The sequence below is a fragment of the Kribbella orskensis genome, from assembly GCF_004342085.1.
Taxonomy (GTDB): Bacteria; Actinomycetota; Actinomycetes; order Propionibacteriales; family Kribbellaceae; genus Kribbella; species Kribbella orskensis.
In genome coordinates this window covers 369591-393661 of sequence record NZ_SLWM01000001.1, presented here as the reverse complement: position 1 = coordinate 393661, position 24071 = coordinate 369591, and the positions used below count along the sequence as shown (strand labels likewise).

At 68.0% G+C, this 24071-nt stretch carries 22 protein-coding genes and 1 pseudogene; 7 read left to right on the top strand and 16 right to left on the bottom strand.

What is annotated here, in order from left to right; genetic code table 11:
- Nucleotides 1-85: 85 nt before the first annotated feature.
- The 5 genes from EV644_RS01960 to EV644_RS01935 form a co-directional block, all read right to left on the bottom strand.
- Entirely contained in the window at nucleotides 86-667 is a 582-nt protein-coding gene (locus EV644_RS01960) for a dihydrofolate reductase family protein (RefSeq protein WP_132187246.1), read from the bottom strand.
- A gap of 63 nt (nucleotides 668-730) precedes the next feature.
- Entirely contained in the window at nucleotides 731-2200 is a 1470-nt protein-coding gene (locus EV644_RS45110) for a helix-turn-helix domain-containing protein (protein WP_199239599.1), read from the bottom strand.
- A 257-nt stretch (nucleotides 2201-2457) separates the two neighbouring features.
- Complete coding sequence (locus EV644_RS01945) at nucleotides 2458-3636, bottom strand: SGNH/GDSL hydrolase family protein (protein WP_132187247.1); 1179 nt, start codon at nucleotides 3634-3636, stop codon at nucleotides 2458-2460.
- 166 nt (nucleotides 3637-3802) lie between these two features.
- Nucleotides 3803-4516 carry an SRPBCC family protein gene (locus tag EV644_RS01940; protein ID WP_132187248.1) on the bottom strand — a complete coding sequence of 238 codons (714 nt, stop codon included), beginning with the start codon at nucleotides 4514-4516 and terminating at the stop codon, nucleotides 3803-3805.
- Nucleotides 4513-5085, bottom strand: coding sequence for an ArsR/SmtB family transcription factor (locus EV644_RS01935; protein ID WP_132187249.1), 573 nt, complete (start codon nucleotides 5083-5085; stop codon nucleotides 4513-4515). Before EV644_RS01935 ends, EV644_RS01940 begins: the two co-directional genes overlap by 4 nt.
- A gap of 159 nt (nucleotides 5086-5244) precedes the next feature.
- On the opposite strand from EV644_RS01935, the gene EV644_RS01930 reads away from it, so the two are divergent.
- The 3 genes from EV644_RS01930 (at nucleotide 5245) to EV644_RS01920 (ending at nucleotide 9275) form a co-directional block, all read left to right on the top strand.
- Entirely contained in the window at nucleotides 5245-6156 is a 912-nt protein-coding gene (locus tag EV644_RS01930) for a nucleotidyltransferase domain-containing protein (protein WP_199239598.1), read from the top strand.
- Entirely contained in the window at nucleotides 6146-6916 is a 771-nt protein-coding gene (locus EV644_RS01925) for a nucleotidyltransferase domain-containing protein (protein WP_241997830.1), read from the top strand. Before EV644_RS01930 ends, EV644_RS01925 begins: the two co-directional genes overlap by 11 nt.
- A 232-nt stretch (nucleotides 6917-7148) precedes the next feature.
- On the top strand, nucleotides 7149-9275 hold the full coding sequence (locus tag EV644_RS01920) for an alpha-galactosidase (RefSeq protein WP_132187250.1): 2127 nt from the start codon (nucleotides 7149-7151) through the stop codon (nucleotides 9273-9275).
- 122 nt (nucleotides 9276-9397) lie between these two features.
- Here the strand turns inward: EV644_RS01920 and EV644_RS01915 are convergent.
- The 3 genes and pseudogenes from EV644_RS01915 to EV644_RS44350 all read right to left on the bottom strand — a co-directional run.
- Nucleotides 9398-10207 (bottom strand): annotated as a pseudogene (locus EV644_RS01915) (IS630 family transposase); the annotation flags it as partial.
- On the bottom strand, nucleotides 10208-12454 hold the full coding sequence (locus EV644_RS45105; RefSeq protein WP_199239660.1) for a hypothetical protein: 2247 nt from the start codon (nucleotides 12452-12454) through the stop codon (nucleotides 10208-10210).
- Nucleotides 12455-12648: 194 nt separating this feature from the next.
- Complete coding sequence (locus tag EV644_RS44350) at nucleotides 12649-12795, bottom strand: hypothetical protein (RefSeq protein ID WP_158292717.1); 147 nt, start codon at nucleotides 12793-12795, stop codon at nucleotides 12649-12651.
- A 319-nt stretch (nucleotides 12796-13114) separates the two neighbouring features.
- Here EV644_RS44350 and EV644_RS01910 point away from each other — a divergent pair, with 319 nt between their 5' ends.
- Genes EV644_RS01910 through EV644_RS01900 form a run of 3 tightly spaced genes read left to right on the top strand, consistent with a single transcriptional unit; the run spans nucleotide 13115 to nucleotide 15559 of the window.
- Entirely contained in the window at nucleotides 13115-13636 is a 522-nt protein-coding gene (locus tag EV644_RS01910) for a DUF1707 SHOCT-like domain-containing protein (RefSeq protein WP_132187251.1), read from the top strand.
- Nucleotides 13633-14046 (top strand): hypothetical protein, encoded by a 414-nt coding sequence (locus tag EV644_RS01905; RefSeq protein ID WP_132187252.1) that lies wholly within the window; start codon nucleotides 13633-13635, stop codon nucleotides 14044-14046. The genes EV644_RS01910 and EV644_RS01905 overlap by 4 nt, the downstream gene beginning before the upstream one ends.
- The gene (locus EV644_RS01900; RefSeq protein ID WP_241997832.1) at nucleotides 14039-15559 is read left to right on the top strand and encodes a multicopper oxidase family protein; all 1521 of its coding nucleotides are present in this window, start codon (nucleotides 14039-14041) and stop codon (nucleotides 15557-15559) included. The genes EV644_RS01905 and EV644_RS01900 overlap by 8 nt, the downstream gene beginning before the upstream one ends.
- A gap of 118 nt (nucleotides 15560-15677) precedes the next feature.
- Here the strand turns inward: EV644_RS01900 and EV644_RS01895 are convergent, their stop codons facing one another.
- The 8 genes from EV644_RS01895 to EV644_RS01860 form a co-directional block, all read right to left on the bottom strand.
- The gene (locus tag EV644_RS01895) at nucleotides 15678-15914 is read right to left on the bottom strand and encodes a hypothetical protein (RefSeq protein WP_241997833.1); all 237 of its coding nucleotides are present in this window, start codon (nucleotides 15912-15914) and stop codon (nucleotides 15678-15680) included.
- Nucleotides 15915-16125: 211 nt separating this feature from the next.
- Nucleotides 16126-17220, bottom strand: coding sequence for a sulfite oxidase (locus EV644_RS01890; RefSeq protein WP_132187254.1), 1095 nt, complete (start codon nucleotides 17218-17220; stop codon nucleotides 16126-16128).
- A gap of 118 nt (nucleotides 17221-17338) precedes the next feature.
- Complete coding sequence (locus EV644_RS01885) at nucleotides 17339-17947, bottom strand: response regulator transcription factor (protein ID WP_132187255.1); 609 nt, start codon at nucleotides 17945-17947, stop codon at nucleotides 17339-17341.
- Nucleotides 17944-19089 carry a sensor histidine kinase gene (locus EV644_RS01880; protein ID WP_132187256.1) on the bottom strand — a complete coding sequence of 382 codons (1146 nt, stop codon included), beginning with the start codon at nucleotides 19087-19089 and terminating at the stop codon, nucleotides 17944-17946. The genes EV644_RS01885 and EV644_RS01880 overlap by 4 nt, the downstream gene beginning before the upstream one ends.
- A gap of 36 nt (nucleotides 19090-19125) precedes the next feature.
- Entirely contained in the window at nucleotides 19126-19860 is a 735-nt protein-coding gene (locus EV644_RS01875; protein WP_132187257.1) for an ABC transporter permease, read from the bottom strand.
- On the bottom strand, nucleotides 19857-20756 hold the full coding sequence (locus EV644_RS01870) for an ABC transporter ATP-binding protein (protein WP_132187258.1): 900 nt from the start codon (nucleotides 20754-20756) through the stop codon (nucleotides 19857-19859). Before EV644_RS01870 ends, EV644_RS01875 begins: the two co-directional genes overlap by 4 nt.
- Before the next feature lie 114 nt (nucleotides 20757-20870).
- The gene (locus EV644_RS01865) at nucleotides 20871-21725 is read right to left on the bottom strand and encodes an EamA family transporter (protein ID WP_132187259.1); all 855 of its coding nucleotides are present in this window, start codon (nucleotides 21723-21725) and stop codon (nucleotides 20871-20873) included.
- A 155-nt stretch (nucleotides 21726-21880) separates the two neighbouring features.
- Nucleotides 21881-22519: a TetR/AcrR family transcriptional regulator gene (locus EV644_RS01860; RefSeq protein ID WP_132187260.1), complete on the bottom strand. Its 639-nt coding sequence runs from the start codon at nucleotides 22517-22519 to the stop codon at nucleotides 21881-21883.
- 66 nt (nucleotides 22520-22585) lie between these two features.
- On the opposite strand from EV644_RS01860, the gene EV644_RS01855 reads away from it, so the two are divergent.
- Complete coding sequence (locus EV644_RS01855; RefSeq protein ID WP_132187261.1) at nucleotides 22586-24067, top strand: flavin-containing monooxygenase; 1482 nt, start codon at nucleotides 22586-22588, stop codon at nucleotides 24065-24067.
- The last annotated feature ends 4 nt before the right edge of the window (nucleotides 24068-24071 follow it).

The window sequence follows — 24071 nt, the reverse complement described above, 5'->3', positions numbered from 1 at the left end:
CGGGGCAGCGATGCACAAACGCAGCCGGACGCCCGATCTCGTGTCACCGTCGCAGCGGACTTCTTCGCGTACCCACTCAGATCGGTCAACGGCGCACCCGATAGCGCAGGTGAAGCACCCGGTTGCCCTGAACAACTACGTCTGGGCCTTCCAGCAGGTGCTGCGCGTCGACGGAGCCGAAGTAACGCTTACCGGACCCGAGCACGACGGGTGCGACGTCCATGCGTACCTCGTCGACCCAACCTGCGGCGAGCGCCTGGCCGCCGACGTCGCCAGCACCGAACTCGACAGTGCGGTCACCCGCAAGCTCCCGCGCCTTGGCCACGGCCGCCTCGATGCCGTCGACAAAGTGGAACGGCGCCTGGAGGTCCCAGCCCTCGGGCGCACCACGGTGACTCACCACGAGCACATGGTCGATCCCACTCGGAGGCGTCCCATCCCAGCCGTCGGTGATGTCGAAGGCGTGACGGCCGGCAATGGTCACCCCGACCTCGTCCCAGTACGGCCGGACGTAGTCGAACGAAGCCTGCGACACCTTCAGAACGCCACTGTCGTCCAACGGCACGTCACCGCTGACCAGCCACTCGAAGATAGGACCGGGATCGTCGTTCTCAGCCGCGATGAAACCATCCACCGAAACCGACGCGTTCATGACCACTTTCCCCATGGATTCCTCCTCTGTTTGGAGTCCCAAGTCTTGTGCGGCGTGAGCTGTCGCTCTTGTACGAAATCAATCGGCTGGGAGCGGCCAGCCGTCCAGGACGTGGTCGGGATGATCGCGCAGGAATCGCCGCCGGACTTCGGCGTACCGGGTCGGCGTGAGCCCGGTGAACTCCCGGAACTCGCGCACGAAGTGGGCCTGGTCGAAGTAGCCCGCGCCAGCGGCAACGTCTCCCCAGTCGATCGGTGCAGCGACGTCGAGCGCCAACACGGTGGAGCTGAAGCGGTAGCTGCGAGCCAGCCGTTTTGGCGTGACACCGACTACGGCCTTGAACCGCTTCGCCAAATACGTGCTGCTGGCGCGGGCCGCCACACCGATGTCGCTGATCGGCACTGTCCCGCCTGTCGCCGCGACGGCGCTGCTCATTTGGCGGACCAGGTCAAGACCGTCGATCACCCGCAGCCGTCGCACCAGTTCCTCCTCGAGCAACATCAGCATCTCGTGCGGTGCGTCCGCCAAAGTCAGTCGGTGTCGCAATTCAGCGATAGCGGGCTGGCCCCAGATCTGCTCCACCGTCGCAGGTCGGTCGCACAACTCGGCCGCGGGCATCGGAAGGAACGGTGCCAGGCCCCACGGCCTGAAGTGGACGCCCACGGACCGGGTCGGGGTTGGGTAGCTGAACTCCCACGCACGCGTGGGCGTGGTGACCGCGCAGCCGTCGGCGTACTCCACGGCGTCTACGTCGGTGCCTGCGCGGATGAGAAACGGCGCCCCGAGGTTGACGATGAGCAATGGCGCGGGCGCCGCCGGCAGCATCAACCGGGAGTACGGCGGGGCGCCCTCCAGGTAGTAGAGGTCGTCGATCAGCCCGTCCAGCGGCGGACCGGGCACCCTGGACACATACTCCACGCCGACATCATGGCCGACGGCCCATCCGGCATCAAGCGCCGCCGCCAGCATCGAGCGGGCGCCGATCCCTGACGGGCGCCCCGGCGCATTTCGGTCCCCAACTACACCCCACGTTGTGAAGGGCCCTATTTGGAGCACATCGGTGGTGTCGTCATCCCTGGCTGCGATCTCGACTGCGGTCCACTCGTCGCCGCACCACCAGTAGGCGACCGCGTCGACGCCGGGCAGGCCCTTGTGGCGGGTCACGTCGTAGACGGCGACCGCGGGGACGGTCGGATACTTACACCACTCGTCGTGAGCGGTCAGCATCACGTCGAGATCGAAGCTCACGGTCAGGCCCATGAACGATGCCTTGATCTCTTCGTCCACGCCTGTCATCGCTTCGTCCAGCCAGACACAGCGCGGCGCGTGGTCGGCAGCGGCGTTGTAAGCGACGACCGCGGCCGCGAACAGCGGTTGCGACAGCAGGACAACCTTCTCGCCCCCTGATTTCGCTCCGTGCTTCGCTGCGTCGAAAGGCAGCCATCGGCTGGTCGCGCCAGGCCGGTACTGCAGCGAGATCTTCAGCCAGCTCCCATGGTCCAGCGCCGAGGAGACATCGAGGTCTCGGACGAGGATACCGGCGAGCACCTTTGCACCGCCGAGGCGTTCTGGCCCAACGGGTTGCAGGAAGGAATCGGCTCTCCGGTGGTCTTGGAACTGGACGAAGCGTCGGCCGAAGGGAGGTAGCCGCGCGCGGCTACCACGTGTTTACGACCGTGGAGGCGTTGAAAATGTACGTAGAACACGCGCGCTCCCAAGGATGAGCTTCGGCCCGTCCGCCGAGGCGAATTCGAGCCCGGCGGGCCGAGAAACCCAGGATCTCGCCCGCCCGACGCGAGCAGCAGCTAGTTGAGGGTCATCCTCGGTTCGCCGTTTTGGAGGCCTGTGCCGGAGATCGCGCAGCTGCCGCCTCGGCTTTGGGCGTAGGACTGGCGGAGGCAGGAGCGGAGGGCCAACTGGGCCCAGTAGTTGGGGTGTAGGGATTCTTGGATGTAGTGGTTGGAGCCGATGGTGGTGACGGTGCGGATCTGGTTGATCCATTCGGTTTTGTCGACCGCGGTGGGGGCGGTCCATGAGGAGAGGCCTACCTCTTCGTAGAGGCCTACTGTTTTTTCGCAGAGGCGGCGGCCGTTGAAGGTGGATTGGAGTTCCAGGAGGCGGGTGTTCGAGAGGCCTGATTGGGTGATGGCGGCTCGGACGGTGTTGTTGATGGTGGCGAGGGCCGTCGTGTTGGCCCAGTCGGCGTCCGCGTTCCAGAAGCCGCAGCCGCCGATGTTCTGGCGGGTGTAGCCGGTCTGGCCGTAGCGGAACCCGCTGGCCGGGGGGATCGGCGACGGGTAGGTCTGGATCAGCAGGTTCCACGCGTTGTCCGCGTAGCCCGCGTTGCGCATCGCCGTCCGGATGTTCTGGAACGACGTCGCGATCCGGCCCCGTACTGCGGTGACGTTGGCCGAGGTGAAGTTCGCGACCACCGACGAGTCGTCCTTGCAGTAGTCCGGGAACCATGAGGGCGACAGCAGGAAGTCCGTCACGCACGACGTCACGATCGAGGCGAAGTTGAAGTCGTTGCCGCCGATCGACGCGACTACCAGGTTCACGTTGTGGGTGGCGGCGAAGTGCTGCAGCATCTTCGCCTGGCCGAGGTGGCCCGCGCCGTCGTCGTAGAAGTCGAGGCCGGGTTTGAAGGTGTCCCCGGTCGTGGTGTTCGTGCGGGCGCCGGAGCACGCGAGGTTCAGCCCGCCGACGCCGCCGCCGATGAACGCCTCGGCGGATCTGCTGCGGTGGCACCTGGCGATCGTCTCCGCGGTGCCGGCCGCGTTGTCGTGGTACGCGTGGGCGCCGAGCGCGTCCGCCGGTGCCTCGGAGTTGTTCGAACTGCCCGCCCAGCGGCCGGCCTCACCCGAGATGTAGGAGTCCCCGACGGTCACGACGTACGGCGTGCCGGAGCCGGGGCCGTCCGCGTGGGCGGCGGGGGTGGTGACGACCAGGCTGCCGGCCGTCAGGACGAGAGTGGTGATGGTCAAGGACAAACGACGACTTCGCGGACTGAGCACCGGAAGGCCTCCTCGCCGAGGGTCGGTGACCCCATTTGGACCCCGTGGTGGTCACCGTGCAGCGAGAATGTACTCCCGGGTAACGTCGAAGGATAGACCGAGAGTGCTGGCACGTATGCGCCCTGTCACCACCGTGTCACTCGGTCGACGGATACCGCGGCGACCACCAGTCGCTCCACCGCTTGTCGGTCCCGGCAAGAGCGGCATCGTCCAGCCCATAAAACGTGAGAACGGCCATCGCCGCACCGTTCGGCTTCTTCTCGCCGGCGCCAACATGGCTCAACACGAGCAGTCCGTCGCCCCACTGGTCGACCGTCAGCCCCACCTGGTTGTCCGACCGGAACCACACCCGCCCGGTCGCCCGCTCGCCGACCAGGTCCGCCTCGTACTCCGAGCCGACGGCTGCGGTGATCCCCAGTTGCTCGGCCGGACCCGTACTGCGATCGCCGGTGCCCGAGTAGAACAAGGTCCGGCGGGGTTCACCGGGATGCCGTTCGAGAGCGAAGCGGAGTTGCTGGACGAAGGTGATCCAGCCCTCGGTGATGTCGTCGTAGTACGCGTCCCAGTCGGGGTCGTCGCCGTGCGGCGCGCGCGTCAGCGTGATCCTCGAACCACCTTCGACAGGTTCCACCACGAACCGGTCGCCGCCGTGGATCTCCAGCGTCCGGCTCTCGCTGTCCCCGGTGTCCTCGGTGTACCCGGTGAAGAAGATCAGGTCGATCTCGGCGTCCAGCCCCTCGTACTCCCATCCGTGCCAGTGGCGGATCTTTTCCTTGTCGCGGAGCGCGTCCCAGACCGCGTCGACGGGCGCGGCCACCGTCACCACGATCACCGGGGTCTCGTCACTCATGACTTCCCTCCTTCTGTACTGCGGGGTGCCGGGTGGCCGCCGGCGATCACCCGGTAGGGGCGGCCGCCTTCGGCGTCGAAGGCCTCGATGGTCTGCCGGACAGCTTCGGTCAGCGCATCCGTGAAGCGGTGCACGTCGCCGGGCTCGGTGAATCGCACCTCGGCTTCGAGCGTGAAGGTCAGCAGTCGCTTGCCGGCGGCATCGGCTTTGTTCTGCATCCGGGCCACGTCGCGAACGGTGCCAGCGGCAACTTCCACCAGGTGTTCGGCCGCGTACTGGTCGCCGATCCGGCTGAAGGTGCGCCCCATCACGGACGGGTCCACGACGAACGAGCCGGAGGTCGCGCGCAAGATCCGCTCGACACATCCCCGCCGCTGCCGCTCCTCGACCAATTCCACCAGCCCGGCCTTCTCGAGCTCCCGCAGGTGGTAATTCACCCGCTGCCGCGGCAGTTCGAGGGCAGCCGCCAACTGAGTCCCCGAGGCAGGCTCCTGGAGCAGATCAAGCAGCTTCCGCCGCAACGGCGACAGCGCAGCCCGCACCTTCTCCGGCTCTTCCAGCAACCTCATGCCCACCAGACTCTTATTGACAGTTTCATTTGTCAATAAGCCAGACCGGAGCTGCAGCACTCATCAATACGCTCCCCAATCGGGTGCTCACGCTCGGCGCGAGCGGCGGCGGGAAGTTGGTGAGTGGTGGCGGTCCGGGAGTGAGAGAGCATGGGCGGCATGTCTGTTGAGGGGCCGCTGTTGCCGGTGGGGACTCAGGTTGTATTGCGGGTGGCGCGGCCAGACGGCGAGGGTGGGATTGCGCAGCGCGGGGCGACCGGGCGGGTCAGTGGTGTCACCCCGGACGGCCGGTACGCCGTGAGGTTGGTTGATGGGCGGGACGCCACGGCTCAGCGGGATCAGCTCAGCCTGCGTACGGCGTACCAGGACGAGGCTGTTGCCGTGGATCAACCCGATGGCGACAAGTTGGTCCGAGAGCACACGATCTACGCGGCGGTGGTCGGTTCGCGCGCGTTCGGGTTGGACACCGACGCCTCCGACACGGACACGCGTGGGGTGTACGTCGCGCCGACCGAGGCGTTCTGGTCGCTCGCCAAGCCGCCGACTCACGTGGACGGGCCGGAGGACGAGTGGTTCTCCTGGGAGGTCGAGCGGTTCTGCGAGCTCGCGCTGAAGGCGAACCTGCTCGAGGTGCTCCACTCGCCGCTGGTGGTCCGCCAGACCCCGCTCGGCGAGGAGCTCGTCGGACTCCGCGAGGCGTTCCTGTCGCAGCTCGCGTACCAGACGTACTCCGGCTACGTGCTGAGCCAGTTCAAGAAGCTCGAGGCGGACTTCCGGCGGGACGGGGCGCCGAAGTGGAAGCACGTCATGCACCTGCTCCGGTTGTTGCTAGCAGCCCGTACTTTACTGAGCGAAGGCCGGCTGGTCGTCGATGTCGGTCCGCATCGCGACAGGTTGCTCGCGGTGAAGGCCGGGGCCGTGGAATGGCTAGAAGTAGAGCGCTGGCGGCTCGGCCTGCATGAGGGGCTCGACGAGGCGTTGCGGAAAACCGGACTGCCGGCCACGCCCGATGTCGGTAGGGTCGACGCCTGGCTCAGATCGGTCCGGCGGAGGAGCATCAGTGACGCGTGACATGCGGCAGCTCGACTACGACGAGCTGCGCGGCACCATCGCCGACCAGCCGTACCGGTTGCTCTTCGCAACGGTCTCCGGCGCTCACCTGTACGGCTTCCCGAGCCGGGACTCCCACGTCGACCTGCGCGGGGTGCACGTGTTGCCCGCCGAGGAGGTCGTCGGGTTGACCACTGGCCCGGAGACGCTCGACCGCACCTGGTTCCAGAACGAGGCCGAGGTCGATCTCGTCACCCACGACCTGGCCAAGTTCGCCCGGCTGATGCTGCGGCGCAACGGTTACGTGCTGGAGCAGGTGCTGTCGCCGCTCGTCGTCGCCACGACCCCGGAGCACGAGGAAATCGTCGCTCTGGCGCCGGGCTGCCTGACGAAGTGGCACGCGCACCACTATCGCGGGTTCGCGAGCACCCAGTGGACGCTGTTCGGGAAGTCGGGCGAGCTGAAGCCCCTGCTCTACACGTTCCGGGTGCTGGTCACCGGCATCCACCTGATGCGCGCGGGCGAAGTACAGGCTGACCTGCGCGAACTGCAGACGATCGGCGCCGAGGTGCCGGGGTATCTGGGGGAGTTGATGGCGGCCAAGGCGGAGGCTGAGCATGGGCCGCTGACCGGGCCGTCCAGGGACCTGCTCGAGCGGGATGTCGTCGCGCTCCAGGCAGTACTCGACGAGGCCGAGACCGACTCGAAGCTGGCCGATCGACCGACGGCCGACGCCGCACTTCACGACCTCCTCGTACGCACGCGGCTGCGCTCAGCCTGAGCCGTCCCGCGAGGACGCGGCTGTGCTCAGCCAGAGCCGTCCCGCGAGGTGACCGGATAGCGGTCAATCGGTGGCCGGCTCTGCGCTGAGCGTGGCCGCATCAGGCACGGCCCTGTGCAGCGAGGGAGGCGGGCTCTAAGGTATTTACTTAACCGCGTGAAGCTATTGACACCTGTCGCGATTGGGTAAATAGTTCCGTCCTGAAACAATCAGAAAGCAGAGTGAATCAACAGTGTCGAACATCAAGGTGCTGCAGCTCCGCTCGGCGGGTGTCAGCCTGGTCCTGGACTGCTCCGGTCCTGCCCTGCCGTCCGTCCTGCACTGGGGTGCCGACCTGGGGGCCCTGGACGAGGCCGCGCTGGCCGATCTCCGCCGGGGCGCCGGCGCGGTCCAGGCCGGCAACGGGCTCGACGACAACCTGCCGGTCGCGATCATCCCCGAGTACTCCGCCGGCTGGTTCGGTCTGCCCGGGCTCAACGGGCACCGCGACGGCCACGACTTCTCCGCGTCGTTCCAGCTGACCGCTGTCGAGCAGACCGGGAACACGCTCAAGGTCCAGGCTTCGGACCAGCAGGCCGGCCTCAAGGTCGACCTCACCATCGAGCTGACGGACTCCGGCCTGGTCCGGGCGAAGGCCGAGCTCACGAACACCGGCGTGTCGGCGTACACGGTCGACGGGCTGGTGCTCGCGCTGCCGGTGCCGACCGAGGCGACCGAGCTGCTCGACATGACCGGCCGGCACATCGGCGAGCGCGTCCCGCAGCGGCACGCGTTCACCCAGGGCGCGCACATCCGCGACAACCGCCGCGGCCGCACCGGCGCCGACGCCACTCTGCTGCTGATCGCCGGCACCCGCGGCTTCGACTTCGGCACCGGCGAGATCTGGGCCGTGCACACCGCCTGGAGCGGCAACCACCGCTCGTACGCCGAACGTGGCATGAGTGGGTACGCCGTGATCGGCGGCGGCGAGCTCCTCCTCCCCGGCGAGGGCCGCCTTGAAGCGCAAGGCTCCTATGCCACCCCCTGGATCTACGGCTCGTACGGCGTCGGCCTCGACCGGGTGTCGACGCGATTCCACGAGTACCTGCGGGCGCGGGAGACGCACCCGAAGACCGACCGCCCGGTGGTGCTGAACACCTGGGAGGCCGTGTACTTCGATCTGGACCTCGACAAGCTGAAGGCACTCGCCGACGCTGCGGCCGAGGTGGGAGCCGAGCGTTTCGTGCTCGACGACGGCTGGTTCCGCGGCCGCCGCGACGACCACGCGGGCCTCGGCGACTGGTACGTCGACGAGGGGATCTGGCCGAAGGGGCTGCACCTGCTGGTCGACCACGTCACCGGCCTCGGCCTCCAGTTCGGCCTCTGGGTCGAGCCGGAGATGGTGAACCCCGACTCCGACCTGGCCCGTGAGCACCCGGACTGGATCCTTGCCACCGGCAACCGGATGCCGCCGACCGCACGGCACCAGCAGGGGCTCAACCTGGGCATCCTCGAGGCCTACGACTACCTGCTCGAGCGGCTGGACAGCCTGCTGAACGAGTACGACATCTCCTACCTCAAGTGGGACCACAACCGCGACTTCGTTGACGGGGGCAACCAGCAGACCGGCACCGCCGGGATCCACGAGCAGACGCTGGGCGTGTACCGGCTGCTGGACGAGCTCAAGCGCCGCCACCCCGGCCTGGAGATCGAGTCCTGCTCGTCCGGTGGCGCTCGCGTCGACCTCGGCATCCTAGAGCGGACCGACCGGGTCTGGGGCAGCGACAGCAACGACGCGCTGGAGCGGCAGAAGATCCAGCGCTGGACCCAGCTGCTGCTGCCGCCGGAGCTGATCGGCTGCCACGTCGGCCCGCCGAAGGCGCACACGACCGGCCGGACCCAGAACCTCGCGTTCCGGGCCACGACCGCGCTGTTCGGCCACTTCGGCATCGAGTGGGACATCACCGCGGCGACTCCTGAGGAGCGCGCCGAGCTGGCAGGGTGGGTCGCGCTGCACAAGGAACTCCGGCCGTTGCTGCACACCGGCCGGGTGGTCCGGGCCGACCGTGGTTCGGACGACTTCCTGCTGCACGGCGTCGTCGCGCAGGACGGATCCCGCGCCGTCTACTCCGCCGTACAGATAGCCCAGTCGGTCACCTCCGACGTCGGCCGCGTCCGGCTGCCCGGGCTCGACCCGAACCGGACGTACCGGGTGGGCAAGGTCGCCACGCCCGGCCCGGAGCCGCGTAACTCGGCGCCGTGGTGGGTCGACGGCGGCCGGGTGGAGCTCAACGGCGCAGCCCTCGCTGCGGTCGGCGTGCAGGTGCCGGCGCAGTGGCCCGAGAACGCGATCCTGCTGGAAGTTCACGCCATCGACTAGGAGTCGACCAGATCCTGTCGACCGGCTCCTAAGTCCAAGCCCCTAAGAGGCCGCGCGGATAGGCGTGGTGGGGGACCTTGGTGGCAGAACGGCCACAGGTCCGGTTGATCTGGTGGTGTGTCTCAGTTTTGAGGAACTGCTTGTAGAGCGACGCGTCCTCTGGCGACCTTGGCCAGGATGTCCTCGGGGGTCGCGGTCCAGACGAAGGGTTTGGGGTCGTTGTTGTGGGCGTCGAGGTAGACCTCGATCGCGGCGATCAGGTCGGGCACTGAGTGGAAGACTCCGCGGCGCAGGGCTTTGTCGGTCAGTTCACGGAACCAGCGCGCCACCAGGTTCAGCCACGACGACGATGTCGGCGTGAAGTGCAGCTGAACCGTGGGTGTTTGTCCAGCCAGGCTTGGACATTCGCGTGCTTGTGAGTCGCGTAGTTGTCCAGAATCAGATGCACCTCCAGACCCTCGGGCACCTCGGCGTCGATGACCCTTGAGGAACTTCAGGATCTCGCTGTGGCGGTGCTTGGGCAAGCACGAGCCGATCACCTTGCCGGTCAAGACGTCGAGGGCGGCGAACAACGTGGTCGTCCCGTGCCGCTTGTAGTCACGGGTCATCGTGGCCGCCCGACCCTGACCAGCGGCAACGACGGCTGGGTCCGGTCCAGCGCCTGCACCGAGGACTTCTCATCCAGGCACAACACCACCGCTCTGTCGGGTGGACTCCGCGCGCGGACCAGACCCGACGCACGGTGTCCTTGGAAACCCCCACCCGGTCGGCCATCGCGCGGGCGCTCCAATGGGTTTCGCCTTCAGGCGTGGAGTTCTGAGTCAACTCGAGGATCCGATCGATCACCGCCTGAGGGATCGTCGCCGTCCGGTCCCGCCCGGCTGCGACCATGCCGAACTGACCAGCCCCTCGGCCTCGAACCGCGTCCGCCACTAGCTGGGCGAGGCGGTCTCCGGCGTGCTCGGCGGCACCAGCTCGTAGACCTCGACGGCGCCGGAGCTATAGCGGTGCGGCGCGATGCGCTCGAGCTGGGCCGACGGGCGGTTCAGGTTCGTGTCGAACACGAGCCAGCGGACGTTGTAGGTCGTACGCAGATAATTCAGGTCCGCTGCCGTCGGGTCGCGGAAGGCCCGGTCGTTCGCCGCGAGGAGCCGCTGGTCCCAGAAGGGTCCATTGATGGCGCCCTTGCCGTCCTTGCGGCTCTGCGCGGTTGGGGTGTAGGCCCAGCCTTCCACCAGCACCCGGCGTTCGGCGTACCCGGAGAGCCAGAAGTTGCGGGCGTCACATTGTTTGTCGCCGTACACGGGGGTGCAGTGGGAGTTGGTGGCCAGCCGGTCGGTGACCGCCGAATGGTCTCTGATGTACTGGGCCGCCTGGGCGCCACCTGCCGGGATCTGTCGTCTCGTATGCCTGCACTCGGGACGCTCCGGGCCGGACACGCACACCTGGTCAGTGAGAGTTGTCACTGCGGTCCGCGGGATCCACGCCGAGCCCACGCCGAACACAACGAGTACGCCGAGGCCGAGGGCCAGGGCGCGTTCTCGAGTCTTGCGCAGGATCAGGGCGGCGGCCGCTGCCACCAGGAGGACAGCCAGCCAGGGCCAGATGACCTGGATGCTGACCAAGAGCAGGCCGTCCTTCTTGGTGGGCCTGTCCGGCGTCACCGCGCGGAGGATCTTCGCCATCAGCATGCCCGCAGCCAGTGCGATGGCCATCCTGGGCAGAAGCTCCCGCAGTCGGACCTTGTCGAGCAGAATGGTCAGGCCCCAGGCAGAGGCGGCTATCGCCACTGGAAAGCTGGCCCGGACGAAGTAGAGCTGGCTGAAGCCAGGGTGGCGCAGCAATACGCCCGCTGCCAGACCAGCCACGAGGAATCCGGTGAGAAACACCGCAGCCGGGTCCTTCCACATCCTCTTCGTGAGAAAGCCGAGCATCCCGGCTCCGGCCATTGCCCAGGAGACCAGCAGCGTGGCGCCCGTAGTACTCAGTACGGCTATGGCGGCTACGGGGCTGTGATAGTGACTGCCGAAACCAACTCTGCTTGCGAGCGCGCGGAGGCTCTGGCCGGGCTCCAGCGCAATACCGGATGAGCCAGTGCTGAACAGGACGACCTGCGCGAAGACGAGCGCCACTAGAGCCGATGCGGCCAGGCCGACGGTCACACGGTCGACTTTGCGGTCGGTGACGAGCTCGACTGCGATCACCAGGACTGTGGCGGCCAGCAACATCGGGACGAAGGATGCCTTGGCGTCCACGAGTGCTGCGAGACCTACTGCCAGCAGGACCCAGTTGCCCTTCCGCGTGTCGTTGCGGAGGAGGCAGACGATCACCCAGACCACCGGCAGGGCGAGGACAACCGCGAAGGCGTGGGTAAGGCTGTACATGAGGACGCCGCTCGAATACGCCGCCTGGCTGATCAGTGCGCGCCCACCCCAGCCGTAGACGTCGAAGCTGGTGACCGTGATCAGCAGCCAGGCTGCCAGCGGGCCCGCCCACGAACGGCGGGCCAGGCGGGTGGTCAAGGCTGCGACCGAGAGGATCGGCAGCAGCGCCGCCATGACGGGGAAGAGGCGGCGCAGCAGCAGGTCCAGCTCGATTCCGGTCTGCCAGTTGGCCGCGGCTACCTCGGCATGCAGGAACCAGTGGTAGTTCAGCGACTCGCCGATGACGAAGGGAATCTGGCCGGGCATGTGGTGCTTCACCTCACCTGCCAGGGCGAGCTGGTACGACATGTCGCTGTACTGGAACGCCGCGTCGGGGAAGCCGATGGGCTCGATCTCCAGGCCGTAGCGGGTGATCACCCACAGGCCCAGCACTGCCGCCGCAGCAACGGAGTACGACCACCACAGCGGCATGGGCGCCCTGTCACTGCGCCAATGACGCCTTCTGAGCCGCGGCACTACGAGGAAGGCCACGAGCGTGGCGATGGGGACGATCAGCGGCAGCACCGGTACGCCGATCGCGCGGCCGGGGACGTACGTCAGGATCGAGAGGGCGAACCCCAGACCCGTGCCGAAGGCGAGATCAACCGCGAAACCGTCCACGTTGCCACGGAGCCAGCGCCACACCAGCACGCCTGGCAGCATGACGCCGACGCCGAGGTAGAGCGAGAAGAGCAGGATCGCGGACCACTGCGTACCGTATCCGGCCAGTAGCAGGCAGGCTCCGCCCCAGATCATTGCCCCGGGAACCGCTCTGACCCACCCGCCGGTCGCTGTCCATCTATGTTTTGTCACAAGGAGGATACGTAAGCGACCTGGCGAAAGGTTGCTTGGACAGGTATCTGCAAAACTGGTCCAGCCCGGCACTGGAACACCGGCGGCATCAGCAAACGATCACTCACCGCCTACGACCACTGATCACCTTCAAGGAATCAACCATCTAGGCGTTCCCGCCTGTCGGGGCGGAACAGGCCCTTCAGAGCACCGGTCAGCCCGGGGCTCTGCTCGGTGTAGCGGTAGGTCTTGGTGAGTCTCTCGGCGCGGATCGCCGGCTCGCCGGATTGGGCATGGGGCGCCATCCGTTCCGCGATCCACGCAGACTGGGGGAGTCGCCTCACTGGATAGCCGGAGTCTGCCGGCGGCCGCACGGATCGGCGCGACCGCTGTCGACCCTAACCCGAGCAGCGCTTCCGGATCCTCCGATTCTCGCCCGCTGGGGGTTCGACCCTGGCCCGGTCCCTGGTACGGCATACCCCAGCGGGAGTACGTCGAACTGCGTCCAGGGGTGCAGGGTGCGTCGGCTGGAGTAGCCGAGGTGTAGCCGCCGAGGCGACGCGGTGAGGGGGACCCGGAGGACACGATCGGTGCAGTCGGAAATCGCGAGCATCGAGGAGTGTCATGAACGAGGAGAGGCCGGGCGGAAGCATCCGCATAGGCGACCAGGAGAGGGAAGACGCGGTCAAGCGGCTCGGCGCTCACTACGAGGCCGGCCGGTTGAGCGCGGAGGAGCACCACGAGCGCGTCGGCGAGGCGTTGCAGGCGAAGACCCAGGAGGACCTCGTGGGGTTGTTCGCGGATCTTCCCGGCGAGCGGCCGGCCGCTGAAGATCAGGCGGAACAGGGTGCGCCGTGGGGTTGGACGCGGCCGCCGTGGACCGCGCCGCAGGACGCGAACGCCGCTCGTCAGGGCGGTCCGGGTGGTCCCGGTCAGGGGCAGTGGAGCGGCGCCAGGCCGCCGTGGGTCGCGAAGGGGCCGTTCGGGAAGATCCCGTTCCCGCTGCTGCTCGCGCTCGCCGTGATCGGAGTGCTGGCATCGATCGGTTGTGTGGTCGGCGGTGGGCACCCGCCGGTGCTGCCGCTGCTGCTGATCGTGGCCGGCGTCGTGATCTACAAGAAGCGCAACCAGGAGCGTCGGGCATGAGGGCGGTCTACCGGGTGCTCGCGTCCGCGATCGCGGTGGCGGTAGTGCTCCAGGTCGCGTCGATCGCGCTGGCCGGGTTCACCATCGCCAGCGACGCCGAGGACGGGACCACCATCGGCGCGGACTACAGCAACTTCGGGCAGAGCTTCCACAGCATCGCCGGTACGGCGATCGGGCTGCTCGCGCTGGTGTTCCTGATCGTGTCGTTCCTGACCGACGTACCGCGCGGCCGCATGCTGGCCGGGATCGTCGTCGGTCTGGTGGTCCTGCAGTTCCTGCTGGCGATCGTGTCGTTCGGGGTCCCGGCGCTCGGCATCCTGCACGGCATCAACGGGCTCGCGATCGCCAGTGTGGCCGGCGCTGCGTCCCGACGGGCCGCCACCGTGGCCCAGCCCGCGACTAGTGGCTAGGTGGAAGGGGCGGCTGGTCGCCCTCGGGGTGGCGCTGGCGGTACTCGTACCGCTGGCCTATCTCTGGGCGACCAGCCTCGTCCCCGGCAACTACTCGGCGATGGACATGGGGTACGCCGACTACGGCGGCGGGCCGTCGTCCGCGGAGCACATGCACCACGGCGGGAAGAGCGTGGCGGACCTGGTGGGTCCGACCACTGGTACGCCGGATGTCGCGGTGACGCTGACCGCTCGGAAGCAGAAGTTCACCCTCGCAAGCGGGCAATCGGTTGACGGGTTCACCCTGAACGGCAGTTCGCCGGGGCCGCTGATCGAGGCGCGCCAGGGTGATCTTGTCGAGGTGACCCTGGTGAACGAGTCCGTGCCGGACGGGGCCACCTTGCACTGGCACGGCATCGACGTACCGAACGCGGAGGACGGGGTCGCCGGAGTCACGCAGGACGCAGTACCGGTCGGGGGGAAGCACGTGTACCGATTCCAGGCGGAGCAGGTGGGGACGTACTGGTACCACTCGCACCAGGTGTCGAGCGAGGAGGTCCGCGGTGGTCTCTTCGGCACGATCGTGATCTCACCGCGCGGTACTGCGGCCGGCGGTCGTGAGGCTGGTGCTCGTGCGACCGGTGCTCGTGAGGCTGGTGCTCACGAGGCCGGTGCTCACGAGGTGGTTGCCGCGATCCACACGTACGACGGCAAGCGGACCATCAACGGCCGGACCGGGTCTCAGCGAGTGGATGCGCCTGCCGGGACATCGGTCCGGGTGCGGGTGATCAACACGGACAACGCGATCGTCCGGACCGGGTTGGTCGGGGCGCCGTACAAGGTGATCGCGGTCGACGGGCGCGAGGTACACGGGCCGACTCCTGTGACTGCTGGGTATGCGTTGGCCGCTGGCGCTCGGGTGGATCTCGAGGTGGTCGTTCCTGCGCGGGGTGCCTTGCGGTTGGATGCTGGTTCTGCTGCTGTGTCGATGGCGATCGGGCCGGCTGATGCTGACGTACCTGGGGAGGCGCTGTCGTCGGAAACCGTTGATTTGTTGAGCTATGGGACTCCGGCGCCGCTGGGGTTGGACCCGGCGAAGGCGGATCGGTCCTTCGAGTACCGGATCGGCAGAAGGCCCGGGTTCCTGGACGGCGTACCGGGGTTGTGGTGGACGATCAACGGCCACAAGTTCCCCGACGTACCGATGTTCATGGTCGCCGAGGGAGACGTGGTGCGGATGAAGATCAGCAACACCAGCGGCCAGGCACACCCCATGCATCTGCATGGCCACCACGCCGTCGTCCTCTCCCGCAACGGGGTGGCCGCCACCGGCTCCCCCTGGTGGATCGACACTCTCGAGGTGGGCGACGACGAGACCTACGAAATCGCCTTCCTCGCCGACAACCCAGGCATCTGGATGGACCACTGCCACAACCTCCCCCACGCCTCCCAAGGCCTGATGACCCACCTCGCCTACGAAGGCGTCAGCACGCCGTACCAGATCGGCGGTGCCGTAGGCAACAAACCGGAGTGACCTGTACTCCGGCCCCACCCCACACAGCCAGCCAAGTCCGTACCGCGGCCAGGCGCCGAGCTGACTTTGTGCACCGCCTGAGCGGTCTGCGCTCGGCAGGATGCTCGGAGCGGCCACCTCACCCGATGCTTGCCAACGACAACAACTGTTGGCTGATGCGTTCGGCTCGGGCTCGGTTGAAGGCGGCCATGCGTTCGCAGGCGGCATCGATGGCGGCTCGCTGGGTGTCGTAGTAGCCGTACCAGAAGGGGTCGTCCGGTTGTGGGTCGAGATGGTCGTCGATGTCGGCGTACCAGTCGCAGCCTGCTCGGAAGACTCTTGCGTGCAGGTGGATCTCCGTGCCCGGTGTGTTCATCGCCCGCATCCCCGTGAGGTGAGAAATCGTGCGTTGCCCACTTCCCATCATGAAACCGCCGGGCGCCGATTTCGCGACCCGACACGCGGCTGGTCGCGAAGATGCGAAAGAGTGGGCGTACCCGACAGCTGGCCTGGCGCCGTCTGACCGCCTGGCTGGTCGATCCTCCTACCGCGAACTCCGTACGACGTATTGAGTGGCACCCAGGTGATTACCTCACCAGCACGGTGATCCGCTGGGCCGAGTTGTTCGCGAAGCCGCCACGGTTCCACGGTGCCTCGATCGGTTGCACCCGGCCACTCTCGTCGTACGCGCGGACTGTCAGCACGTGCTCGCCCGGACGCGCATCCCAGTCGTACTCGAAGCCGCGCCACGCGAGGTCATTGCTCGCGGCATCGAGTTTCGCGTCCTGCCAGCTGACTCCGGCGTCGACGCTGACCTCGACCCGCTCGATCGGCGCCCACCCCGACCAGGCCCGGCCCTGCAGCGTGACGGTGCCTGCGGCAACGATCCGGTGGCGGCTCATGAAGTCCGGGTGGCCGGGCGGGATGAGCAGCGCGCGCGGCTCGATCCGGGTCACCGCGACGCCGTCCTCGTTCGACTCCTGGCGGAAACGGTAGGCGACCGCGTTCTGGTACCCGGCGAACTCGTGGTCGATCACCTCGATCGACCGCAACCACTTCACGCTCGCCATCCCGTACCAGCCGGGCACGACCAGCCGCAGCGGATACCCGTGCTGTGGCGGCAGCGGCATACCGTTCATCTCCCAGGCGATCAGCGCGCCGGCATCGAGTGCCTCGGCGACGGTCAGCCCGCGCTGGTAGTCCTGCTCGACCCCGCGCTCGAACCCATGGTCCGCGCCGGTGAAGACAACGTCCACCGCGTCCTCGCGCAGCCCGGCCGCGCGGAGCAGGTTGGCCAGCGGCGTACCTGTCCACTCGGCCGTGCCGACAGCCTCCATCAGCCACGGCTGGCTGATCGGCCGCGGATGCAGCCCGGCGCGCCCGTTGCCCGCGCACTCCAGGGTGACCCGCACGGTCTCCCGCCCCATCGCTCGCAACGCGGTCAGCCCGAACGACAGTGGTTGCTCAACGCAACCATCGACCGTCAGTTGCCAGGTCGACGCGTTCGTGGCTGGGATGTCGTAGTGCACCAGGACGTAGTGCAACCCAGGCGGCGTCAGTTCGTACCGCAGCGCTTCCAGCGGGATCCCGTGATTCCGGGCCGCCAACTGCAACTCGTCCCCGGTGATCCCCTCACCCGTGTCTGCCAGCCGCCCCTTGGCACTGAAATGCTCGATCGACATCAGATCCCCTTTCCCCCACCGGCCAGCCTAATTCAAACCCAACCACCAGTCATCGCCCGGACCACCCGCCATCCGACCAGAATCAGCCGATCAGAGCCAGTCGGCAGGAGCCAGCCGCTCAGAGCCAGCCGTTGTCGTTCGCGATCCGGACGGCCTCGGCCCGGGTCCGGGCGCCGGTCTTGCCGATGGCCGCGGACAGGTGGTTACGGACGGTTCCCTCAGAAAGGTGAAGCTCCCGCGCGATGTCCGCGACAGTGCCGCCTTCGCGGGCGGTTCGCAGTACGTCGGACTCCCGGGCGGTCAGCGGGCTGGTGCCGGCCACGAGGGTCTCAGCGGCCAGCGACGGATCGACCACCCGGAGCCCCTGACTGACCCGCCGTACAGCATCGGCCAACTGCGCAGCAGGAGTGTCCTTGACGACGAATCCCGCAGCGCCGGCCTCCATCGCGCGGCGCAGATACCCTGGCCGCCCGAACGTGGTCACCATCAGCACCCGCACCCCCGGTACTGCGGACCGCAGCGCGGCGGCTGCCTCGATCCCGTCCAGCCCGGGCATCTCCACGTCCAGCAGAGCCACGTCCGGCTTCGACGTACGAGCGGCTTCGACGACCTCGTCGCCCCGACCGACCTGGGCCACCACCTCGAGATCGGGTTCCAGGTCCAGCAGCGCGGCCAGGGCTCCCCGGACGAGTGCCTGATCGTCCGCGATCAGCAGTCGGATGCTCACGGGTCAACTCTGACAGCCAGCCGGAACCCACCGTCCGGCGCGGTCCCGACGGTCACGGTCGCGCCGGTCTGGTTCGCCCGCTCGCGCAGCCCGATCAGCCCGTGCCCGGACATCTCGCCGCTGGGAGTCGGTCCCTTGCCGTCGTCGATCACCTCGATCGAGGACTTGCCGAGCTCGATCCGGCACCGCTTGGCGCCCGAGTGCCGGATCACGTTCGTGACCCCCTCGCGCACCACCCAGGCGAACAGCTCGCGGTTCTTCTCCGGCACCTCGTCGACCGTCGTCGGGAGGTCCGCCTTGATCTCGGCCGCCTGCAGCGCCGCCCGCGCAGCGACCAGCTCCCCGGCCAGACTCAGCTCGCGATACCCCGCAACAGCCGCCCGTACGTCGGCCAGCGCCGCCCGTGCGAGTTGTTCCACATCGGCGACCTCTGCTGCCGCACGGTCCGGATTGGCCGGGATCAACCGCCCGGCCAGCTCGGCCTTCACAGTGATCACCGTCAGCGAGTGCCCGAGGATGTCGTGCAGATCCCGCGCGAACCGGTTCCGCTCCTCCTGCACGGCCAGCTCGGCGAAGTCCTTCCGGGCCTCGGCGAGTTCGACGCTGCGCAAGATCGCCCGCCGCAGCCCGAACACCGCCAGCCCACCGAGCACGATCGAGAATCCGTACGTGCCGTCGTCGTGCCAGCCCGGGACCAGCCGCAGGGAGATCTCGACGAGCGCCAGCAACGACAGCCCGAGGAACACCCCGGCCCGCAGGGGGAGCAACATCATGCCCAGCGCCTCGACGTACACGAGGGTGGTCAGACTGCTCTCGCCCGCGGCCGGAATCATCAGCGCGGTCATGGCGAGCAGGGCGACGAGGAAGCCGATCCGCACAACGACCGGCAGCTGCGTGCCCTGACGGTTCTGGTAGCGGGCCCAGCCGAAGAATCCGAGGTAGCCGAGCGCGAAGAGCACCAGCGCGGCGATCCCGAGCACCCGCTCGGCCATCTCCCGGTGCTTCAGGATCTCGCCGAGCGGCTTGCTCAGGAAGACCAGCCAGATCCCCGCGAACAGCCAGCCGATCCCGGCGCGCCGGCGGACGTCCCCGAAGGGTCCTGGCACCGGCCCGTCCGGGATCGGCTGGTTGATGAACGTCACGCTGTCACGCTATCTGTCGGGGTCGAAGGACCGGAGTCAGGCGCGGGCAGTGTCGGCGCGGAAGCGGCGCAGGCCGATGGCGCCGAGCACCACGGTCCAGCCGAGCACCACCAGCAGGGCGTGCATGTCGAGGCCGCTCTGGGACAGCGCGCTGCGGGAGCTCAGCCCGGTCCAGTACGCCGGGGTGAACTCGGCGATGTGCTTCATCAGCGACGGCATCGACTCGACCGGCAGCCACAACCCACCGAAGGCGGCGATCAAGATGGTGGTCAGACCGGTGATCGGCTGGACACTGTCGGGCTTCGCGACGTACCCGATGACCAGGCCGAGACCGGCGAACGGCAGGGCGCCCAGCCAGGAGACGAGCGCCACCGAGGCCCACTGGCCGGCGCTCAGATGCACGTGGCCGAAGATCATCCCGGCCGCGAACACGACCACCAGCGGCGGGATCGCCAGCAGTAGCGACAGGATCACCTTGGTGACCACGTAGGCTTGCGGCTTCAGCGGGGTGAGCCGCAGGGTGCGGTTCCAGCCGCCGTCTCGTTCCATCGCGATCACGCCGCCGCTGCTCATCGCGGCGGACAGCGAGCCGAACATCGCCATACTGACCATCACGTAGGCGATCGCGGAGATGCCGGCCTCGGTGTCGGTCTGCTTCAGGCTCATCCCGAAGATGACGAAGAGGATCAGCGGCATCAGGATCGAGAAGATCAGCACCCGGCGGTTGCGCAGCGTGCGCTTGATGTCGAAGAGCAGGTAGTCGAGGTTCATGCGAGGGTCTCCTGTTCGGCGCTGATCGCCAGTACGGCGTCCTCGAGGTCGGCCGAGGTCACCTCGATGTCGTGCGCGGAAGTGTTGGTCAGCAGGTAGCGCAGGGTGTCGTCGGAGTCGGCGCACTGCAGCAGTACTACGTCGCCACGCGTCTCCACCGTCCGTACTCCGGGGAGCGCGGCGAGGGTGGCCAGGTCAGCGCCGGGCACGGTGGCCCGGATGGTCCGGCCGGACACGCTGGCCTTGATCTGTGCGGCGGTGCCGTCTGCGGTGATCCTGCCGTCCCGCATCAGCACCACGCGGTCGGCGTACGCGTCGGCCTCTTCGAGGTAGTGGGTGGCGAACAGCACGGTCCGGCCGCGCGCGGTCTCGGCGTGCATCGAGGCCCAGAAGTCCCGGCGCGACTCGACGTCCATGCCGGTGGTCGGCTCGTCCAGCACGATCAGGTCGGGTTGCGGGATGATGGTCATCGCGAACCGCACCCGCTGTTTCTGACCGCCGGACAAGCCCTTCATCTTGCGGTCGGCCAGGTCCGCGATCCCCGCGCGGTCGAGCGCCTCGTTCACCGGCAGCGGCTTGCGGTGCAGCCCGGCGACGAGGTTCAGCAGCTCGCCCACCTTGGCGTCCTCGATGATCCCGCCGCTCTGCAGCATCACGCCGACCTGGCCCGCGGCGATCGCGTCGACGGCCGTCGTGCCGAAGACCTGCACGCTGCCCTGGTCGGGCCGGACCAGGCCGATCAGCATCTCGATCGTGGTCGACTTGCCGGCGCCGTTCGGGCCCAGCAGCGCCACCACTTCGCCCGACCGGATGGTGAGGTCCACCCCGGCCACGGCCTGGACTGTGCCGTATTTCTTGGTCACGCCGCTCAGGGTGACCGCAGTCGTTGTCGTCATACCCAGAAGCTTGCTGGCGCACGGCGTACCGGCCCTGGTTCGGCCGTCACGACGTACCCATGACATCCGTCAGCCGCACATCAGGGTCGCCCGTCAGGGCTGTCCTCAGGGATGTCAGATGTCGGGTGCTTCGGAGCGGGGGGTGCGGGTGATGGCGATGGAGGCGCCGACCACGCAGGCCATGCCGATCAGCTGGATGATCGTCAGGCGCTGGTCCAGGATCAGGTAGCCGGCGATGGCGCCGACGGCCGGTTCGAGGCTCATCAGGATGCCGAATACGGCCGGCTTCATTCTGCGCAGGGCGAGGGTCTCCAGGGAGTAGGGGAGAACCGAGGAGAGCAGGGCGATCGCGAGTCCGAGGGTGAGGGAGTGCCAGTGCAGGAGTTCGGCGCCTGCGCTGGTGATGCCGATGGGTACGGTGATGAGCGCGCTGACCACCATCGCGAGCGCCAGACCGTCGAGCTGGGCGAACCGGCGGCCGGTCTCGGCGCTGAGCAGGATGTAGCAGGCCCAGAGGGCGCCGGCCAGCGCCGCGAAGCCGATGCCTACCCAGTCGACGGCCTCGAGCTCTTGCCCGTTCACCAGTACTACGCCCAGCGCGGCCGCCGCGACGGCGATCAGGTCGCGGCGCTTCCGGGACAACGCGGCTGCGAGTCCGAGCGGCCCGATGAACTCGATGGTGACGGCGACGCCGAGCGGGAGCCGTTCGAGCGACAGGTAGAACGACAGGTTCATCAGGCCGAGCACGATGCCGAAGGCAACCACCGCGAGCAGGTCCCGCTTCGTCCGGTTCCGCAGCGACGGGCGGGCGATCAGCAACAGGATCGGGACAGCCATCGCGAGCCGGAGCGCAACGGTGCCCGGGGCCCCCAACGTCTCGATCAGCTTCGCCGCCAGCGCCCCGCCGAACTGGACGGAGACGATCCCACCCAGCACCATCGCCGTCGGTGGCACCCGCAATGTACGCACAAATCGATCAGATCACGCCGCTCCGGTGCCGCCGTGCCGGGCCCGGTGTGCGGACGCCCAGCCCATCAATCAGCAGGGATCGGCCGGAGGAGACTTCCGTGTCGAGCACGGACGGTGCTGGGTGGGCGCCGATTGATGGGGTGGGGGCCCGCGGATCAGCCGCGGAGGGCGTCCAGTCCTCGCCAGAGGAGTTCCTGCAGGGTGGTCGCCAGTTTCTCCGGGGTGGGGGAGCCGCCGTTCTGGGTTCGCCAGATGGCGAGGCGTTCGGTGGCGCCGGAGATGGACTGGGCGACGATCTGGACCTGCTCCTCGTCGATCGCCCGGTCCGCCGGCAGGTTGAGCCGGACCATGGTCGCGATCAGTCCGACGAAGTCGGCCCGGACCTCGTCCGCGGCCTGTGCGGCGGGACCTGCCGAGAGCATCCCTTCGTCGACGATCACCGACCACGCGCGCGGATGCTCGTCGAGGAACGTGAACCAGGCGACGAACCCGGAGTACATGGCGTCCTCCGGGTCGCTCGCCCCGAGCACCGCGTCGGAGACGGCGTCCAGGAGTTGCGCCCGGAGTCGGGACAGGCAGGCGAGGAACAGCCCGTCCTTGGAGCCGTAGTACTGGTAGACGAGCGGTTTGGAGACGCCGACGGCGGCCGCGATCTCGTCCATCGAGGTGCCCTGGTACCCGCGCTCGCCGAAGATGTGCTCGGCCGCGTCGAGGATCTCCCGCTCGCGGGCCGCGCGGTCGCGGCGGCGCTTGACCGGTACTGCGCTGGCAGCGGCCGGGGTGGTCGAGGTCACTTGCGCAGTCTAACTGACTCCGAGTAACTTACCGGGGGTAAGTTCACTCTCGCCCCGGAGGTTCCGATGGCAGCCGCGCAGGATCACCAGCCCCGCACCGACGCTCGGAAGCACCGGATCGTGGTGATCGGGACCGGGTTCGCCGGGATCGGGATGGCGGTCCGCCTGAAGCAGGCCGGCTACCACGACTTCGTCGTACTGGAGCGGGCCGAGGATGTCGGCGGCACCTGGCGCGACAACACCTACCCGGGCTGCCGGTGTGACGTGCCGTCGCACCTCTACTCGTTCTCCTTCGCGCCGAACCCGGACTGGTCGAGCACGTTCTCCCCGCAGCCCGAGATCGAGGCGTACCTGCGGAAGGTGACGGACAGGTTCCGCGTCCGGCCGCACATCCGCTTCGGCCACGCCGTCGAGTCCGCTCACTGGCAGGGCGACCACTGGCTGATCCACACGAACCAGGGCGACTTCACCGCGGACCTGCTGCTCTCCGGGATGGGCCCGCTCGCCGAGCCCTCGTACCCGAAGCTTGCGGGGATCGAGTCGTTCGAGGGTGAGATCTTCCACTCGGCGCAGTGGAACCACGACCTGGACCTGAGCGGCCGCAAGGTGGCCGTGATCGGCACCGGCGCGTCGGCGATCCAGTTCGTGCCGGCGATCCAGCCGGACGTCGAGGAACTCCACCTGTTCCAGCGCACACCGCCGTGGGTGATGCCGCGCCCGGACCGCAGGATCAGCGGCGTCGAGAAGGCGATCTATCGGCGGTTTCCCCTTGTGCAGAAGGCCGTCCGGGCCGGCATCTACTGGGGTCGTGAGTCGCTCGTGCTCGGGTTCGCCAAACTGCCGGCGATCATGAAGCAGGGGCAGAAGATCGCCGAGCGGCACCTCCAGCAGCAGATCCGCGACCCTGAACTGCGGGCCGAGCTGACGCCGGACTTCACCCTCGGCTGCAAGCGGGTGCTGATCTCCGACGACTACTACCCGGCGGTCGCGCAGCCGAACGTCGAGGTGGTCACCGATCCGATTCTCGAGGTCACCCCGACCGGCATCGTCACCGAGGACGGCGTGAAGCACGAGGTCGACACGATCATCTACGGCACCGGCTTCCGGGTCACCGACCTGCCGGTGATGGACATGCTGCACGGCCGCGACGGGCGGACCCTGCGCGAGGCCTGGGCGCACGGCATGGAGGCCCACCTCGGCACGGCGATCGCCGGCTTCCCGAACTTCTTCCTGCTGATCGGCCCGAACACCGGCCTCGGTCACAGTTCGATGGTGTTCATGATCGAGTCCCAGCTCGCCTACATCCTCGACGCGATCCGGACGATGGACGCGAACGGTCTGCGCGAGGTGGAGGTCCGCCCCGAGGTGCAGCGCGAGTTCGTCGACGGGGTCCGCGCGTCGATGCGCAACACGGTCTGGACCCGCGGCGGCTGCACCAGTTGGTACCTCGACTCCGAGGGCCGCAACACCACTCTCTGGCCGACCTTCACGTTCCGCTTCCGCCAGTTGACCAGGCACTTCGACCGGAGCCAGTACCTGACCCGCTGAGGTC

What these genes read in the sequence shown, in the direction of transcription:
- EV644_RS01940 (WP_132187248.1), bottom strand. Translation starts at nt 4,516, where the DNA reads ATGAGTGACGAGACCCCGGTGATCGTGGTGACGGTGGCCGCGCCCGTC.
- EV644_RS01875 (WP_132187257.1), bottom strand. Translation starts at nt 19,860, where the DNA reads ATGAACCTCGACTACCTGCTCTTCGACATCAAGCGCACGCTGCGCAAC.
- EV644_RS01870 (WP_132187258.1), bottom strand. Translation starts at nt 20,756, where the DNA reads ATGACGACAACGACTGCGGTCACCCTGAGCGGCGTGACCAAGAAATAC.
- EV644_RS01935 (WP_132187249.1), bottom strand. Translation starts at nt 5,085, where the DNA reads ATGAGGTTGCTGGAAGAGCCGGAGAAGGTGCGGGCTGCGCTGTCGCCG.
- EV644_RS44350 (WP_158292717.1), bottom strand. Translation starts at nt 12,795, where the DNA reads ATGGCGCCCCATGCCCAATCCGGCGAGCCGGCGATCCGCGCCGAGAGA.
- EV644_RS01960 (WP_132187246.1), bottom strand. Translation starts at nt 667, where the DNA reads ATGGGGAAAGTGGTCATGAACGCGTCGGTTTCGGTGGATGGTTTCATC.
- EV644_RS01905 (WP_132187252.1), top strand. Translation starts at nt 13,633, where the DNA reads ATGAGGGCGGTCTACCGGGTGCTCGCGTCCGCGATCGCGGTGGCGGTA.
- EV644_RS01890 (WP_132187254.1), bottom strand. Translation starts at nt 17,220, where the DNA reads ATGTCGATCGAGCATTTCAGTGCCAAGGGGCGGCTGGCAGACACGGGT.
- EV644_RS01930 (WP_199239598.1), top strand. Translation starts at nt 5,245, where the DNA reads ATGTCTGTTGAGGGGCCGCTGTTGCCGGTGGGGACTCAGGTTGTATTG.
- EV644_RS01910 (WP_132187251.1), top strand. Translation starts at nt 13,115, where the DNA reads ATGAACGAGGAGAGGCCGGGCGGAAGCATCCGCATAGGCGACCAGGAG.
- EV644_RS01895 (WP_241997833.1), bottom strand. Translation starts at nt 15,914, where the DNA reads ATGAACACACCGGGCACGGAGATCCACCTGCACGCAAGAGTCTTCCGA.
- EV644_RS45105 (WP_199239660.1), bottom strand. Translation starts at nt 12,454, where the DNA reads ATGATCTGGGGCGGAGCCTGCCTGCTACTGGCCGGATACGGTACGCAG.
- EV644_RS01855 (WP_132187261.1), top strand. Translation starts at nt 22,586, where the DNA reads ATGGCAGCCGCGCAGGATCACCAGCCCCGCACCGACGCTCGGAAGCAC.